Source organism: Cupriavidus sp. U2, from assembly GCF_009663685.2.
Classification (GTDB): domain Bacteria; phylum Pseudomonadota; class Gammaproteobacteria; order Burkholderiales; family Burkholderiaceae; genus Cupriavidus; species Cupriavidus necator_C.
The window spans coordinates 26,348-42,188 of record NZ_RCOG02000012.1 but is presented as its reverse complement, the minus strand read 5'-3'; the positions used below and the strand labels follow the sequence as shown (position 1 = coordinate 42,188).

At 67.6% G+C, this 15,841-nt stretch carries 14 protein-coding genes; 10 read left to right on the top strand and 4 right to left on the bottom strand.

Features of this window, described 5'->3' with window-relative positions; genetic code table 11:
- Positions 1–5 precede the first annotated feature (5 nt).
- Genes D9X30_RS10400 through D9X30_RS10385 form a run of 4 tightly spaced genes read left to right on the top strand, consistent with a single transcriptional unit; the run spans position 6 to position 3,428 of the window.
- Positions 6–1,229 (top strand): vWA domain-containing protein, encoded by a 1,224-nt coding sequence (locus D9X30_RS10400; protein WP_228770819.1) that lies wholly within the window; start codon positions 6–8, stop codon positions 1,227–1,229.
- Positions 1,220–1,804 (top strand): SRPBCC family protein, encoded by a 585-nt coding sequence (locus D9X30_RS10395; protein WP_153946515.1) that lies wholly within the window; start codon positions 1,220–1,222, stop codon positions 1,802–1,804. Before D9X30_RS10400 ends, D9X30_RS10395 begins: the two co-directional genes overlap by 10 nt.
- Positions 1,777–2,826, top strand: a complete 1,050-nt coding sequence (locus D9X30_RS10390) for an XdhC family protein (protein WP_153946514.1) — start codon at positions 1,777–1,779, stop codon at positions 2,824–2,826. The genes D9X30_RS10395 and D9X30_RS10390 overlap by 28 nt, the downstream gene beginning before the upstream one ends.
- Entirely contained in the window at positions 2,823–3,428 is a 606-nt protein-coding gene (locus D9X30_RS10385; RefSeq protein ID WP_153946513.1) for a nucleotidyltransferase family protein, read from the top strand. Before D9X30_RS10390 ends, D9X30_RS10385 begins: the two co-directional genes overlap by 4 nt.
- A 178-nt stretch (positions 3,429–3,606) precedes the next feature.
- On the opposite strand, the gene D9X30_RS10380 is transcribed toward D9X30_RS10385, so the two are convergent.
- Genes D9X30_RS10380 through otsB form a run of 3 tightly spaced genes read right to left on the bottom strand, consistent with a single transcriptional unit; the run spans position 3,607 to position 7,695 of the window.
- On the bottom strand, positions 3,607–5,001 hold the full coding sequence (locus D9X30_RS10380) for an alpha,alpha-trehalose-phosphate synthase (UDP-forming) (protein WP_153946512.1): 1,395 nt from the start codon (positions 4,999–5,001) through the stop codon (positions 3,607–3,609).
- 31 nt (positions 5,002–5,032) lie between these two features.
- A complete protein-coding gene (locus tag D9X30_RS10375) occupies positions 5,033–6,898 on the bottom strand; it encodes a glycoside hydrolase family 15 protein (RefSeq protein WP_502799625.1) in 1,866 nt (621 codons plus the stop codon).
- The gene (gene otsB, locus D9X30_RS10370) at positions 6,895–7,695 is read right to left on the bottom strand and encodes a trehalose-phosphatase (protein WP_153946511.1); all 801 of its coding nucleotides are present in this window, start codon (positions 7,693–7,695) and stop codon (positions 6,895–6,897) included. The genes D9X30_RS10375 and otsB overlap by 4 nt, the downstream gene beginning before the upstream one ends.
- 188 nt (positions 7,696–7,883) lie before the next feature.
- Between otsB and ilvA the strand changes: the two genes are divergently transcribed.
- Positions 7,884–9,419, top strand: coding sequence for a threonine ammonia-lyase, biosynthetic (gene ilvA / locus D9X30_RS10365; protein WP_153946510.1), 1,536 nt, complete (start codon positions 7,884–7,886; stop codon positions 9,417–9,419).
- An 8-nt stretch (positions 9,420–9,427) separates the two neighbouring features.
- On the top strand, positions 9,428–10,261 hold the full coding sequence (gene queF / locus D9X30_RS10360) for an NADPH-dependent 7-cyano-7-deazaguanine reductase QueF (RefSeq protein ID WP_153946509.1): 834 nt from the start codon (positions 9,428–9,430) through the stop codon (positions 10,259–10,261).
- A 33-nt stretch (positions 10,262–10,294) separates the two neighbouring features.
- On the opposite strand, the gene D9X30_RS10355 is transcribed toward queF, so the two are convergent.
- The gene (locus tag D9X30_RS10355) at positions 10,295–11,716 is read right to left on the bottom strand and encodes a carbohydrate porin (protein ID WP_228770818.1); all 1,422 of its coding nucleotides are present in this window, start codon (positions 11,714–11,716) and stop codon (positions 10,295–10,297) included.
- A gap of 247 nt (positions 11,717–11,963) precedes the next feature.
- On the opposite strand from D9X30_RS10355, the gene D9X30_RS10350 reads away from it, so the two are divergent.
- The 4 genes from D9X30_RS10350 to D9X30_RS10335 are packed head-to-tail and all read left to right on the top strand — an operon-like array spanning position 11,964 to position 15,840.
- On the top strand, positions 11,964–12,638 hold the full coding sequence (locus tag D9X30_RS10350) for a TetR/AcrR family transcriptional regulator (RefSeq protein WP_153946508.1): 675 nt from the start codon (positions 11,964–11,966) through the stop codon (positions 12,636–12,638).
- A gap of 21 nt (positions 12,639–12,659) precedes the next feature.
- Positions 12,660–13,631, top strand: a complete 972-nt coding sequence (locus D9X30_RS10345; RefSeq protein ID WP_153946507.1) for an HlyD family secretion protein — start codon at positions 12,660–12,662, stop codon at positions 13,629–13,631.
- Positions 13,628–14,665, top strand: a complete 1,038-nt coding sequence (locus tag D9X30_RS10340) for an ABC transporter ATP-binding protein (RefSeq protein ID WP_153946506.1) — start codon at positions 13,628–13,630, stop codon at positions 14,663–14,665. Before D9X30_RS10345 ends, D9X30_RS10340 begins: the two co-directional genes overlap by 4 nt.
- Positions 14,662–15,840, top strand: a complete 1,179-nt coding sequence (locus D9X30_RS10335) for an ABC transporter permease (RefSeq protein ID WP_194946474.1) — start codon at positions 14,662–14,664, stop codon at positions 15,838–15,840. The genes D9X30_RS10340 and D9X30_RS10335 overlap by 4 nt, the downstream gene beginning before the upstream one ends.
- Position 15,841: the final 1 nt, after the last annotated feature.

The window sequence follows — 15,841 nt, the reverse complement described above, 5'->3', positions numbered from 1 at the left end:
CCGACATGGTGCCCCGCCCCGTCGCCTTGCCGATGCTGGCACGCAACGTCACCCATTTCACGCGGCTGCTGCGCGATGCCGGCTTTGGCCTGTCGCCCGCCCATGCCGTCGATGCGCTGGAAGCCTTGCGCCACATCGACATTGGCGCGCGCAGCGAAGTCCGTGCCGCGCTGGCCGCGTTGATGCTGTCCGGGCCCGACCAGCGGCCGCTGTTCGATGCCGCCTTCGACCTGTTCTGGCGCGATCCCGACTGGGAAGGCAAGCTGCGCGCGATGCTGCTGCCGCGCGTGGATGCCGGCGCGCCGCCGCCCAAACGCAGCAATCGCCTGGCCGATGCGCTGGCTGCGCGCCAGCCGGCCGCCGCCAGGCCCGCCCCGCCGGTGCGCGAGGAACGCTTCACGGCGCCGCTGACCTTCTCGGACCGCGAGCGGCTGGCCAGCCGCGACTTCGAAACGCTGTCGGCCGACGAATGGCGGGCGCTGCAGCATCTGGTGCGCACGCGCCGCGCCCATCTGGCGCTGCAACGCACGCGCCGGCTGCGGGCCGCCGCCTGCGGCACCCATGCCGACCTGCGCGCCAGCGCGCGGCTGGCCGTGCGCCAGCATGGCGAATGGCTGCGCTGGAAATACCGCAAGCATGCCGAGCGCAAACCGCCCGTGGTGCTGCTGCTCGACATCTCGGGCTCGATGAGCCAGTACTCGCGCGCGGTGCTGTACTTCTGCCATGCGCTGATGCAGTCCCGCGAACGCATGCACGTGTTCCTGTTCGGCACGCGGCTGACCAACGTCACCCGGGCGCTGCGCGAACGCGACCCCGACGACGCCGTGACGCTGATCACCGAACAGGTGCGCGACTGGGCCGGCGGCACCCGCATCGGCGCCGCGCTGGCCGCCTTCAACCGGCAGTGGGCACGCCGCACGCTGAGCGGGCGCGCCACCGTGCTGTTGGCCAGCGACGGCATCGACCTGGAACACATCGACCTGCTGGAACGGGAAATGGCCCGGCTGCGGCGCTTCGCGCACCGCATCGTGTGGCTCAATCCGCTGCTGCGCTACACGGCATTCGCGCCGCAGGCGCGCGGCATCCAGGCCATCCTGCCGCATGTGGACGCACTGCGCCCGGCGCACAACCTCGACAGCCTGCTGGCACTGGAAACGCTGCTGGCGGACACCGGCAGGCCACCGGACAGACCCACCGCCCCCCGACAAGGAAATCCGCCATGGAAATGAACCAGACCCAGCGCCTGCCCGTGCCGCAACAGGTGGCATGGGAGGCGCTGAACGATATCGCCCTGCTCAAGCAATGTATTCCCGGATGTGAGAGCATCGAGCCCGATGGCGAAAACGCCTACCAGCTTGCGCTGACCGCCGCCGTGGGGCCGGTCAAGGCGCGCTTCAAGGGACGCATGGCCCTGCAGGACATCCAGGCGCCGGACAGCTACACGATCCAGTTCGACGGACAGGGCGGGGCGGCCGGCTTCGGCAAGGGGTCCGCCAAGGTCACGCTGACGCCCGAAGGCGACGAGACACTGCTGACGTACGCGGTGCAGGCGCAGGTGGGTGGCAAGATCGCCCAGATCGGCTCGCGGCTGGTGGATGCCGCCGCGCGCAAGATGGCCGATGCGTTTTTCGCGCGCTTCACCGAGGCCGTGGGCGCCAGCTCCGGCGACGATGACGCGCCGGACAGTGACAACAACGACAACACCCAGAGCAACGGGGCCGCCGGGGCCGGCAACGGCGACGGCGGCGAGGAACAGACGAAGCAGCGGAAACGATCATGGACAGCGTGGATCTCGAAGTCCTGAAAAGCAGCGTGAAGTGGCAGCAGGAAGGACACGGCGTGTTGCTGGTGACGGTGGTCAGGACATGGGGCTCGTCGCCCCGGCCTGAAGGCGCGATGCTGGCGGTACGCGACGACGGCCTGGTGGTCGGCTCGGTCTCGGGCGGATGCATCGAGGACGACATCATTTATCGCGTACACAAGGAAGGCATCCGGGCCACGCGTCCCGAAACCATGAAGTACGGCATCAGCGCCGAGGAAGCCCATCGCTTCGGCCTGCCCTGCGGCGGCACCATCGAACTGGTGGCCGAACCGCTGGCACCCCACAGCGGCCTTGCCGAACTGCTGCAGGCAGTGGAAAGCGGCCGGCTGGTGGCGCGCTCGCTGGACATGGCCACCGGCCGCGCCACGCTGGGCCACGCCTTGGCGACCGACGGCCTGGCGTTCGACGGCCAGACGCTGATGACCATCCACGGGCCCCGCTATCGCATGCTGGTGATCGGCGCAGGCCAGCTGTCGAAGTACCTGTGCCAGATCGCCGTCGGCCTGGGCTTCCAGGTCACCGTCTGCGACCCGCGCGAGGAATACACCGAGACCTGGGACATCCCCGGCGTCACGATGGTGCGCACGATGCCCGACGACACCGTCGAGGCGATGCAGCTCGACGAACGCTGCGCGGTGATCGCGCTCACCCACGACCCGAAGCTGGACGACCTGGCGCTGATGGAGGCCCTGCGCACTCCCGCGTTCTACGTGGGCGCGCTGGGCTCGCGCCGCAACAACCAGGCGCGGCGCGAGCGGCTCAAGGAATTCGACCTGACCGATCAGCAGCTGGCCCGCCTGCACGGGCCGGTGGGCATCTATATCGGCAGCCGCACGCCGCCCGAGATCGCGATCTCGATCCTGGCCGAGGTGGTGGCCGCCAAGAACCACGTATCGCTGCCCGACATCCTTCAGGTGGAAGGCGCCAAGGCCGCCCGCGAAATCGCGGCCGGCGAGGCCGAGTGTCCGATCCTGCCCGGCGGCGTTCCCGCCGCACAGCCATGAGCAAACCCGCCCGTGCCCCGCTGACGCAGACCGACCTGCCCACCGGCATCCTGCTGGCCGCCGGCTTCGGCCGGCGTTTCGATCCCGCCGGCCTGCGCAACAAGCTGCTCGAAAAGCTGCCCGATGGCCGTACCGTGGCGTGGCGCAGTGCGCGCACGCTGGCAGCCGGTCTGCCCAACTCGATTGCCGTGGTGCGCCCCGGCATGCCGGAACTGGCCGAGGAATTGCGCCGCGGCGGCTGCAAGGTGATCGAGGCCCCGGAAGCCGAAGCCGGCATGGGCGCGGCACTGCGCGCGGGCGTGGCGGCCTGCGCCGATGCGCGCGGCTGGGTGGTGGCCTTGGCCGACATGCCGTGGCTGTCGATGGAACTGGTGCGCGCGGTGGCCCTGACAATCACATCGCGCGACACCATTGCCGCGCCGTGGCGCGACGGACAGCGCGGCCACCCGGTAGGATTTGGCGCGGCCTGGAAAGACGAACTGCTGAAGCTCGATGGCGACGAAGGCGCGCGCGCGCTGCTGAAGTCGCATCCGGTCACGCGCATCTTGACCGAGGATGACGGCGCGTTCCGGGATATCGACCTGCCGGGGGATCTGGTCTAGCGGACGACATACCGCCCGCTGCTTTCTGGCTCCCCTCTCCCATGCAATGGGAGAGGGGTTGGGGGAGAGGGCCTTGAGGTTCTGCTTGCCGATCCGTCGCATCCGGGACAGCCAGCCCTCTCCCCCGCCCCTCTCCCGCCAGCGGGAGAGGGGAGAAAACCCTCGACGTTCCGGGCCATCAGCCCCCCTCCGTCTCCATCAGCGCCCGCAGATACTCGCTGCTCCACCAGTGCACGTCCTGCTGGCGGATGCGTTCGAGCAGCTTCTGGTGCCGGGCACGGCGCTCCGACAGCGGCATGTGCAGCGCCTGCTGGATCGCCTGGGCCGTGGCGCGGGTATCGTAGGGGTTCACCAGCAGCGCCTCCTTCAGCTGCTCGGCGGCGCCGGCAAAGCGCGACAGCACCAGCACGCCCGGATCGTCGGGGTCCTGCGCGGCGATGTATTCCTTGGCCACCAGGTTCATGCCATCGCGCAACGGGGTGACCAGCGCCACGCAACTGGCGCTGCACAGGCCCGGCAAGCGCCGGCGCGACGTGGACCGGTGGATGTAGCGCACCGGCATCCAGTCCAGCTCGCCGTATTCGCTGTTGATGGCGCCGGTGATGCCTTCCATCTCGCGGCGCAGGTCGGCATAGGCGTCCACCGATTCGCGCGACGGCGCGGCAATCTGGATCAGCGTGGCGCTTGACCGGTTCTCGGGATACTCGGCCAGCAGCGTCTGGAACGCCTTGAGCCGCTGCGGCAGCCCCTTCGAATAGTCGAGCCGGTCGATACCGAGCAGCAGCCGGCGCCGCGCATACTGGCCGCGCATCATCTCGTAGGTTTCCACGGCCTCATGGCCGCGACCGAGTTCGGCAAATTCGTCGACATCGATGCCAATCGGGAACGCCTGGGCGCGCACGGTGCGGTGGAACGCGCGGAAGCGGTACTCGCCCATCGGCTCCGCGCCGGCCTCGCCCTGCACGTAGCGCGAGAAGTGGTCCAGGTCCGCCTGGCTCTGGAAGCCGAGCAGATCGTAGGCGAACAGCGCGCGCATCAGCCATTCGTGCTGCGGGATGGCCGCCAGGATCAGCGGCGGCGGCAGCGGCACGTGCAGGAAGAACCCGATGCGCTGGCCGCAGCCGATGGCGCGCAGCTCGGCCGCCAGCGGGATCAGATGGTAGTCGTGGATCCAGATCACGTCGTCAGGCTTCAGCATGGGCGCCAGCTTGCGCGCGAACAGCTGGTTCACGCGGCGGTAGGCGTTGAGATTGCCGCCGGCGTCGAAGTCCGCCAGGTCCACGCGGTAGTGCAGCACCGGCCAGAGCACGCCGTTGCTGTAGCCGAGGTAGTACGCGTCATGATCTTCGCGGCACAGGTCCACGGTGGCCAGCGTCACGTTGCCCGCCTGCACCTGGTGCACTTCGCCTTCGCCGGGCGTGCCGCCCTGCGCGGTTTCCAGCACCTTGCCGCTCCAGCCGAACCAGAGGCCGCCCGTCTTGTTGAGCGCCTCGGAAAGCGCCACGGCCAGGCCGCCCGCCGCATGGTTGCGGGGGTCCGCGACCCGGTTCGATACCGCTACTAGTCTGCCCATATATCGTTTTTTGTTGTTGCCAATCCTTTCTTCAGATCACGGTGTCCCAGGGTGCCGACAACCGCATGGCACCGTTGATCAGGCCGACCATCGAATAGGTCTGCGGGAAGTTGCCCCACATCTCTCCGGTGACCGGGTGTGTGTCTTCCGACAGCAATCCCAGCGGATTGCGTGCGGCCAGCATGGCCTCGAAAATTTCGCGCGCCTCCTCGCGCCGCCCGATGCGCGCCAGCGCGTCGATGCGCCAGAAGGTGCAGATGTTGAAAGCGGTCTCGGGCTTGCCGAAATCGTCAGGCGCCTCGTAGCGCCGCATGTACGGCCCGTCGCACAGCGATTCCTCCAGCGCCTTGACCGTCGACACGAAGCGCGGGTCCTTCGGATCGATGAAATTGACTTCGGCCATCAGCAGCACGCTCGCGTCCAGCTCCTTGCCGCCGAAGCTCTCCGCGAACGCCTGGCGCTTTTCGTTCCACGATTCGTCCAGGATGCGCTGCTTCATGCGGCCGGCATGGTCGTGCCAGTAGGCGGCCCGCGCGGGCTGCTCGAGCTTCACGGCGATCTTGGCCAGGCGGTCGCACGCCACCCAGCTCATCAGCGCCGACGACGTGTGGATGCGGGCGCGCGTGCGCAGTTCCCACATGCCCGCGTCGGGGGTGCCGAACACGCGCACGGCCTGCTCGCCCACATCTTCCAGCCGCCGGAATTCGGCGGGCCCGCCGCGATAGAGCAGGCGGTGGTCGTGAAAAGCCTGCGCGGCGGCCAGCACCACGTTGCCATAGACATCGTGCTGGAAGTGCTCCTGCGCCTGGTTGCCCACACGCACCGGCCCCATGCCGCGGTAGCCGCCCAGGTGATCGAGGATGCTTTCCGGCAGCTCGCGTTCGAGCCCGATGCCGTAGAGCGGCTGGATATGCCCGTCCTGCGACTGCATCACCACGTTGGACAGCCAGCGCAGGTAATCTTCCATCGTGCCGACTTCGGACAGGCTGTTCAGCGCCCGCACCACGAAGAACGCGTCGCGCAGCCAGCAGAAGCGGTAGTCCCAGTTGCGGCCGCTGCCGGGCGCCTCCGGGATGCTGGTGGTCATCGCCGCCACGATCGCGCCGGTTTCCTCGTAGAGCGACATCTTCAGCGTGATGGCCGCGCGGATCACCGCGTCCTGCCATTCGCGCGGCACGGCCAGCCGGCGGCTCCACAGCCGCCAGTACGAGGTGGTTTCCTGCTCGAAGTCGCGGGCGATGTCGTCCACGCCGTGCGTGAGCGTTTCATCGGGCCCGAGGATGAAGTTGTAGCCGCGCGTGACCAGGAAGGGCGTTTTCGACAGCACATAGGCCAGCGGCGCGTCGGTGGTCAGGCGCAGCGTCATGTCGTCGCCAACAAAACGCGCGTGGCTGCTGCCGCGCGTGACCTGCGGCTGGATGCGGCCCCAGTTGAAACGCGGTGCCACCGTCACGCGCACGCGCGGCGCACCCCGGATCGGGCGGATGCGCCGCACCAGCGTCAACGGCCGGAAGTAACGGCCCAGCCGGAAGAAGCGCGGGCAGAAATCGGTGATTTCCAGGCAGCTGCCATGCTGGTCTATCAGCCGGGTGCGCAGGACGGCCGTGTTGGGCTCGTACCACTGCGTGGCCTCCTGGAAGTCCTCGATCTCGATATTGAAGTGGCCGGCGTTCTCGCTGGTATCGAGCAGCGCGTTGAAGACGGGATCGCCGTCGAAGCGCGGCATGCAGCACCAGACGATGCGGCCGCGGCCATCGACCAGCGCCGAGAACGCGCAGTTGCCGATCATGCCGAGCGACAGCGACGGATCGGCCTGGCGGCAGGAGCTGTCCGAATCCGTATTGACCGCCGGCGCCTCGGTAGCAATGGCGGGGTTCAGGTTGGCAGGGTCACTCACAACGGTTCCTCCCTTGCAGGCGATGGGGTTGAGAGGGGATCGGCGGGTGCCTCGCGGCGCGCCATCAGATGGGTCAGCGCGTGCGCGGAACGATGCAGCCAGTCGCGCAGGACGGCGGGCGCAGGCACGCTGACCGACGCCGCGGTGGCCCGCTGGCCCACCAGCAAGCCCACGCCGCCCAGTTCGCGCACCACCGTAAAACCGGCCTCGTCGGTCACGTCGTCACCGGCAAATAGCGGCATGCGGCCGGCAAATGGCGCCGAGCGCATGAACGTGGCAATCGCCCCGCCCTTGTCCACGCCGGCCGGCTTGATCTCGATGACCATCTTGCCGGGCAGCGCATCGAGCCCCACCGCATCGCGCAGCACATCGGCCACGGCGGCGCGCACCAGTGGTTCCAGTTCGGGCACCTGGCGGTAGTGGATGGCCACGGCCACCGACTTGCGCTCCAGTTGCAGGCCCGGGTGCCTCAGCACCAGCGCCTCGAGCTTCGGCAGCAGCGGGCCGATGCCTGGGGCGGGCGGGCGCACGATGCTCTCGGCGCCATGGCGGAATTCCGCGCCATGCACGCCGGCGGCCGGCAGGCGCAACGGTTGCAGGAAATAGTCGAGTTCGTCCACGGGACGGCCCGAGACGATGGCCAGCGCGCCGTCCAGACAGGTGTGCAGCGCACGCAGCGTGCCAACCAGCTCGGGCTCCACCTGCACCAGGTCGGGGCGTGGCGCAAGGTCGGCCAGCGTCCCGTCGAAGTCCAGGAACAGCGCGGTGTTGGGTTCGATGAGAGGTAGGGGGGGCATCGCGTGAAACCGTAGCACGCCGATTTGACGAGCGTCCACCGGGCGCTGTCCTACAACAGTGGCCCTTGCGGCACCTGAGGCGCCACCACGCGGTGCCGGGGCCCGCATGTGCGCCATCCATTATCATTGGCGGTTTCCGCCGATTTTTCCGGCTTTTTTTGCCACGGCCAGCGTGGCGCCCGCAGACCATGACCCGCACCCCCGCCAAGCCCGACTATTTGAAGAAGATCCTGACCGCCAAGGTCTACGACGTGGCCCAGGAAACCGAACTGACCTACGCCCCCGCGCTGTCGGCGCGCACGCACAATGCGGTCTGGTTCAAGCGCGAGGACACCCAGCCGGTGTTCTCGTTCAAGTTGCGCGGGGCGTACAACAAGATGGCGTCGCTGCGCCCCGAGGATCTCAAGCGCGGCGTGATCGCCGCGTCGGCCGGCAACCATGCCCAGGGCGTGGCGCTGTCCGCCGCCCGGCTGCAGTGCAAGGCCATGATCTGCATGCCGACCACCACGCCGCAGGTGAAGATCGATGCCGTGCGCGAGCGCGGCGGCGAATGGGTGCAGGTCGTACTGCATGGAGATTCCTACAGCGACGCCTACCTGCACGCGGCCGAACTGGAAAAGAAGCACAAGCTCACCTTCATCCACCCGTTCGACGATCCAGAGGTCATCGCCGGCCAGGGCACCATCGCCATAGAGATCCTGCGCCAGCACCCGGGCCCGATCCACGCGATCTTCGTCGCCATCGGCGGCGGCGGGTTGATTTCGGGCATTGCCAGCTACGTGAAGGCCGTGCGTCCGGACATCAAGGTGATCGGCGTGCAGACGCTCGATTCCGACGCGATGAAGCGTTCGGTGGACGCCGGCAAGCGCGTGGAGCTGAAGGACGTGGGCCTGTTCTCGGACGGTACCGCCGTGAAGCTGGTCGGCAAGGAGACCTTCCGCATCACGCGCGAGCTGGTGGACGACATCATCCTGGTGGATACCGATGCGATCTGCGCCGGCCTGAAGGATGTGTTCCAGGACACGCGCAGCATCCTGGAGCCGGCCGGCGCGCTGGCCGTGGCCGGCCTGAAGGCCTACGCCGAGCGCGAGAAGCTCAAGGGCCAGCACCTGGTGGCCATCGCCTGCGGCGCCAACATGAACTTCGACCGCCTGCGCTTCGTGGCCGAGCGTGCCGAGGTGGGCGAGGCCCGCGAGGCCATCTTCGCGGTCACCATCCCCGAGGAACGCGGCAGCTTCAAACGCTTCTGCGAACAGGTCGGCACCCGCAGCGTGACGGAATTCAACTACCGGATCGCCGATACCGGCGTGGCGCACATCTTCGTGGGCGTGCAGATCGCCAGCCGGGCGGAAAGCGACAAGATCGCCGCCAACTTCCGCCGCCATGGCTTCGACACGCTGGACCTGTCCAACGACGAGCTGGCCAAGCAGCACATCCGCTACATGGTGGGCGGCCATTCGCCGCTGGCACACGACGAACTGCTGTACCGCTTCGAATTCCCCGAGCGCCCGGGCGCGCTGATGCGGTTCCTGTCGAGCATGAGCCCGAACTGGAACATCAGCCTGTTCCACTACCGGAACCAGGGGGCGGACACGTCGAACATCCTGGTCGGCATCCAGGTGCCCCGCAACGAAAAACGCGAGTTCCGCACGTTCCTTTCCACGCTCGGTTACGTACACTGGGACGAGACCGACAACCCCGTCTACAAGCTGTTCCTGTCCTGAGACCGATCATGACGCTTCCTGAGCACTCGCCGCTGGGCAAGCCCTCGGCCTACAAGACCGAATACGACCCGACGCTGCTGTTCCCGATTCCGCGCCAGCCCAAGCGCACCGAGATCGGCCTGCCCGAAGGCAAGGCCCTGCCCTTCTTCGGCGTCGATATCTGGAATGCCTACGAGGTGTCGTGGCTGAACCTCAAGGGCAAGCCGCAGGTGGCGCTGGCCACCTTCATCATTCCCGCCGATACGCCGAACATCGTCGAATCGAAATCGTTCAAGCTGTACCTGAATTCGTTCAACCAGAGCAAGCTTGCGTCGGCCGAGGCGCTGCAGCAGTTGCTGCACCACGACCTGTCCGACGCGACGGGCGGCACGGTGCAGGTGCGGCTGGTGACCGAATCGGACCTGGGCACGCAGAAGATGGGCGAACTGGACGGCCTGCTGCTGGACCGCCTGGACATCGAGACCGACGTCTACGAACCCGATCCGACGCTGCTCAAGGCCGACCAGGACGAATCGCCGGTGGAGGAATCGCTGGTGTCTCACCTGCTGAAGTCGAACTGCCTGGTGACTGGTCAGCCCGACTGGGCCAGCGTGCAGATCCGCTACGTGGGCGCACCGATCGACCAGGAAGGGCTGCTCAAGTACCTGATCTCGTTCCGCAATCACAACGAGTTTCACGAGCAGTGCGTGGAGCGGATCTTTACCGACGTGATGCGCATGTGCAAGCCGGTGAAGCTGGCGGTCTACGCCCGCTATACGCGCCGTGGGGGCCTGGACATCAACCCGTTCCGCACCAACTTCAACACGCCGTGGCCGGACAACCGGCGCAACGCGCGGCAGTAAGGCAACCCGCCCGAAGCCGGCCGGGCCGGTTCGTCAGAACTCCGCGTGCGCGCGGATGCCGATGAATTTGGCCGGCCCGCGGTCGCGGTTGTAGCCCGGATTGCGCACGTACTGGAAATCCGGGCTCAGCGTCAGCGTCTTCCATACCGCCACGCTGTAGTAGATCTCGACGATCTGCTCGGGCCCGTAGCGCAGCGCGCCATCGCCCAGGAAGGCACCCAGGCCGCCGGCGGCCAGGTAGTTGCGGTGCCCCGATCCCAGCATGTTCACGGCCACGGCCAGGCCCACCTCGTCCTTGGGGCGCCCCCAGCGCGCGCCCTTCATCGTGCCGCCGGCCGATACCTGCCGGCCGATTTCGGTAAACGCATAGGTCTCGGTCTTGTCGTCGGACCAGTTGGCACGCAGGAACACGCCGGCGTCGTCGGCCACTTCCTGCAGGAAGGCCAGCCCGACGCCCCACTTGCTGTGCTCGCGCCGCACATCGGCCACATCGGGCGTCACGCCGTTGGCCTGGCCGAACGCAAGCGCGTCGTTGAACGCACCCATGCGCGCCTTGTTCCGCCATAGCAGCAGGCGCGCCTGGCCGGGCCGCTCCGCGATGGTGTAACGCTTTTCCAGCTCCAGCATCTGGCCATAGTGCTGGAACAGCCGGGTATCCAGCTCACGCCCGTTCGATTCGACCGGCTGCAGGAAATGGCCCACGCGGGCCGACCAGCCATCGCCGATGTATTCGAGTGCCGCACCCCAGTTATAGCCGCGCGAGTCGGCGGGATAGTCCCAGGAGCCATGCGTCATGAACGACCAGTTCATGAACTGCGTGCGGGGGTCGGAGCCATACGGGTTCTGGTCGAACACGTCGATCACGCCAAAGTTGCCGGCGGTCAGCACCAGGCGCTGCTTGTCCACCGTGCGGGCGAACTGGTTGAAGTCCGAGTCCAGCGTTTCATCGCCGCCACCCAGGCCCCAGTACTGCCGGATAAAGGCGCGGGCCCGGTAGACCTTCGGGCTCGTGCTGGCCGTCTTGGCCAGTTCGCCGTTGGACAGGCCGCCCATGCCGTGCAGGTCGGAAAACGGCACGCCCTGCGCCACCTCGGGGTTGAAGTGGAATTCGGCCCCCTTCCACAGCCGCAGGCCCAGGTCGAGGGTGGCCGTCCACGAATAGCTCTTGGCACGGTTTGGCGTCAGGCTGTTCTCGCCCGAATAGGGCGCGCTGAACGCGGGCTTGCGCTGCCAGATATAGGTGGTCTGCCCGTGGAACGCGAACGGGCTCTCCATATCGTTGACGAGCGGCACGCTGGCGGCGGGCGCATTGGCCGCCGGGATGGCCGCGGGCGGCGTTTCCTGCGCGTGCGCCGCCCACGGCAACGCCGTACTCGCCACCATCCAGGCGACAAGCTGACGGACAAAGCGCGGGCGTGGCCGCAGCACGGCGGCCAGGAAACGGAAGCACTGCATAGGAAAACCCGGGATGCGGATGCACCACCCACGGGCACCCTTCTGGACAGGCGCGAGCATAGCCAAGCCGACATGACATGTCTACCTCTTTTTGCTGCGATGCAGCATTCTGGCGACGCTTGTTTTGTCAAGCCTTGCGGTGGCGCAAAGCCGACGTTGTAACCGCCCTTGTATTAATTAATCCGAAAATTAATATGGTTCGGAACTCCGCCATTTTGTGGCGCTTCCGAAGTCTCGCACTGGCACGATGCCCTCCCGCCCACCGACCGATTCCCCGCGCCGTCCCGGCCGCCCAGCCGCGCAGGCATCCGATGCCGGGCAGCGCGACCGCCTGATCGATGCCGCCGTCACGCTGTTCGCCCGCCACGGCGTGGCGGCCACCTCGACCAAGGCCATCGCCGCGGAAGCCGGCGTGACGCCGGCTCTGGTGCATTACTACTTTGGCGACCGCGACACGCTGCTTGACGCCATCTTCGAGGAACGGCTCCAACCGCTGATCGAACACGTGTTCGGCGCGCTGCAGGCTGGCCCGCCCGACCCCATCGCCCGCATCCAGGCGCTGGCGGAGCAGCTGATCCGCACGGCATCGGCAACGCCATGGTTTCCGGGGTTATGGATCCGCGAGATTGTCGGCAGTGAAGGCCAACTGCGCGAGCGCCTGCTGCAGCGGGTGGCCCTGCAGCGCGCGCATCTGATCGCCGGCCCGCTGGCGGCCGCCCATGCGCAGGGCCAACTCAACCCCGGCCTGGCGCCCGCGCTGGTGATGGTGTCGCTGATCGGCCTGACACTGCTGCCGCTGGCCACCACGCACATCTGGCGCGCGCTGCCCGGCGCCGCCGACATCGACACCGACACGCTGGTGCGCCACGTCACTGCCCTGCTGGGTCATGGGCTGTCCGTGCCGCCCCAAGCCCCTGCCTGAACCTGGTATCCCGGAGCCCGCATGATGCTTCCCGTCCCGCACCATACCCGGCCCCTGCTGCTGGCCGCCATGTCTTTGCCGCTGCTGGCTGCCTGCGGCAACGACAAGCCCACTACCTGGCAGGGCTACGTCGAAGGCGAATTCGTCGCCGTGGCCTCGCCATTCGCGGGCCGGCTAGAAACGCTGTCAGTCGATCGCGGCCAGCAGGTCAGCAACGGTGCGCCGCTATTCGTACTGGAATCCGATGACGAACGCGCCGCGCACCAGCAGGCCGCCGAACAGGTGCGCGTGGCCGAGGCCCAGCTGGCCGACATCCAGACTGGCAAGCGCCCCGTGGAAGTGGCGGTCAGCCAGGCGCAACTGGTGCAGGCCCAGGCGCAGGCCGGCCGCAGTGCCGCCCAGCGCAAGCGCGACGAGGCGCAGTTCGACATCGGCGGCATCTCGAAGGCGCAGCTTGACGAAAGCCGCGCCACGGCCGACGCCGATGCCGCCCGCGTGCGCGAACTGCAGCGCGATATCGACGTGGCCCGGCTGCCCGGTCGCAAGGACCAGCTGGCCGCCCAGTCGGCCCAGGTGGACGCCGCGCGCGCCGCGCTGGCCCAGGCCGAGTGGAAGCTGTCGCGCAAATCGGTCAATGCCACGGTGTCCGGACTGGTCTACGATGTGCCGTTCCGCCCCGGCGAATGGGTGCCGGCGGGCAGCGCCGTGGTGCGCATGCTGCCGCCCGGCAACGTCAAGGTGCGCTTCTACGTGCCCGAGGCCGTGGTGGGATCGCTGAAGAACGGCCAGGCCATCACGATCCATTGCGATGGCTGCGCGGCCCCGGTGGCGGCCAAGGTCACCTATGTGTCGAACCAGGCCGAATACACGCCGCCCGTCATCTACAGCAACGAAACCCGCCGCAAGCTCGTGTTCCTGATCGAGGCCAGACCCAGCGCCGCCGACGCGCCGAAGCTGCGTCCAGGCCAGCCGGTGGAGGTGACGCCATCATGAGCACCCAGCCCGGCAGGCGGCCGGAACCGGGCCAAGGCGACGGCAGCACCACCGCCAACGGCCACCGCAACGGGGAACTGGTCATCGACGTGCACGACCTGAACAAGCACTTCGGCGACAAGCACGTGGTCAACAACCTGACCATGCAGGTGGCGCGCGGCGAGATCTTCGGCTTCCTGGGCCCGAACGGCAGCGGCAAGACCACCTCCATCCGCATGATGTGCGGGCTGCTGACGCCCGATTCCGGCTCCGGCACCTGCCTGGGCTACGACATCCTCAAGCAGGCCGCCGACATCAAGCGCAACGTGGGCTACATGACGCAGCGGTTCTCGTACTGGGAAGACCTGTCGATCCGCGAGAACCTCGACTTCGTCGCCCGCGTCTACGACATGCCCAACCGCAAGGACGTGGTGGCGCGCGCGCTGGAAGACCTGGGCCTGCAATCGCGCGCCGAGCAGCTGGCCGGCTCGTTGTCCGGCGGCTGGAAGCAGCGGCTCGCGCTGGCCGCGTGCCTGCTGCACGAGCCGCAACTGCTGCTGCTCGACGAACCGACTGCCGGCGTCGATCCCAAGGCGCGCCGCGATTTCTGGGAACAGCTGCACCAGTTGGCGGCACGCGGCATCTCGGTGCTGGTCAGCACGCACTACATGGACGAGGCCGAACGCTGCCACAAGCTGGCCTATATCGCCTACGGCACGCTGCTGGCGCAGGGCACGTCGGATGAAGTGGTCGCCAGCCAGCACCTGAGCACGTGGAGCGTCGAGGGCGACAACCTGGCCGAGCTTTCCGCGCAGCTGCAGGGCAAGCCTGGCGTGGACCAGACCGTGGCATTCGGCACCGCGCTGCATGTGACCGGCAAGGACGCCGTGCAGCTCGAACGGACGCTCAGGCAATACGCGGGCGCCCACCACCGTCTGGTGCAGACCGAGACCAGCCTCGAAGACGTGTTCATCCACATGATGGGCGGCGCACAGGACAACATGGCCGCCCCGCCGCAAAAGAAGGCCGCGCACGGGCGCAGGGAGGCATCATGAGCGCCGCGCGCCCGTCCGCCCGCAATCCTTCGCGGCCGTCGCACACGGCGTTCTCGCTACAGCGATGGTGGAGCATCGTGCTGAAGGAATTCCTGCAGCTGCGCCGCGACCGCATCACGTTCGGCATGATCGTGGCCCTGCCGATCGTGCAACTGCTGCTGTTCGGCTTCGCCATCAACAGCGATCCGCGCCACATGCCCACGGCGGTGATCGTGGCCGAGCACAGCGATTTCTCGCGCACGTTCATCGCGGCGATGGAAAACACCACGTACTTCCGGGTGGTGCGCACGATGCCCGACGAGACCGCGGGGCGCGAGGCGCTGCTGCGGGGCGACGTGCAGTTCGTGGTCAATATCCCGCACGACTTCTCGCGGCGGCTGCTGCATGGCGACCGCCCCCAGATCCTGGTGGAAGCCGATGCCACCGACCCGTCCGCCACGGGCCAGGCCATCGCGGCGCTGGCGCAGTTGCCGGACACCGTCGCGCGCATCGACCTCAAGGGCGCGCTGGCGCCGCTGGCCGGCGGCAAACCGGCCTTCGACGTCAACGTGCACCGCCTGTACAACCCCGAAGGCATCACCCAGTACAACATCGTCCCGGGGCTGATGGGTACCATCCTGACGATGACGATGGTCATGATGACGGGCCTGGCCATGACGCGCGAACGCGAGCGCGGCACGATGGAAAACCTGCTGGCCACGCCGGTGCAGCCCATCGAGGTGATCTCGGGCAAGATTGTCCCGTACATCTTCATCGGCCTGATCCAGGCCACCATCATCGTGCTGGCCGCGCACTACGTGTTCTCGGTGCCGTTCCTCGGCTCGGTGCTGGCGGTGTACCTGGCCACGCTGCTGTTCATCGCGGCCAACCTGACGGTGGGCATCACGCTGTCGTCGCTGGCCAGCAACCAGCTGCAGGCGGTGCAGCTCACGTTCTTCTACTTCCTGCCGAACATCCTGCTGTCCGGCTTCATGTTCCCGTTCGCCGGCATGCCGACATGGGCGCAGTGGATCGGCAACGTACTGCCGATGACCTATTTCAACCGGATGGTCCGCAGCATCATGCTCAAGGGCAGCGGCTGGACCGAACTCTGGCCCAACGTCTGGCCCGTGGCGCTGTTCACGGTCATCGTCATGGGTATCGCCGTGCGCTTCTACAAGCGCACGCTGGACTGAC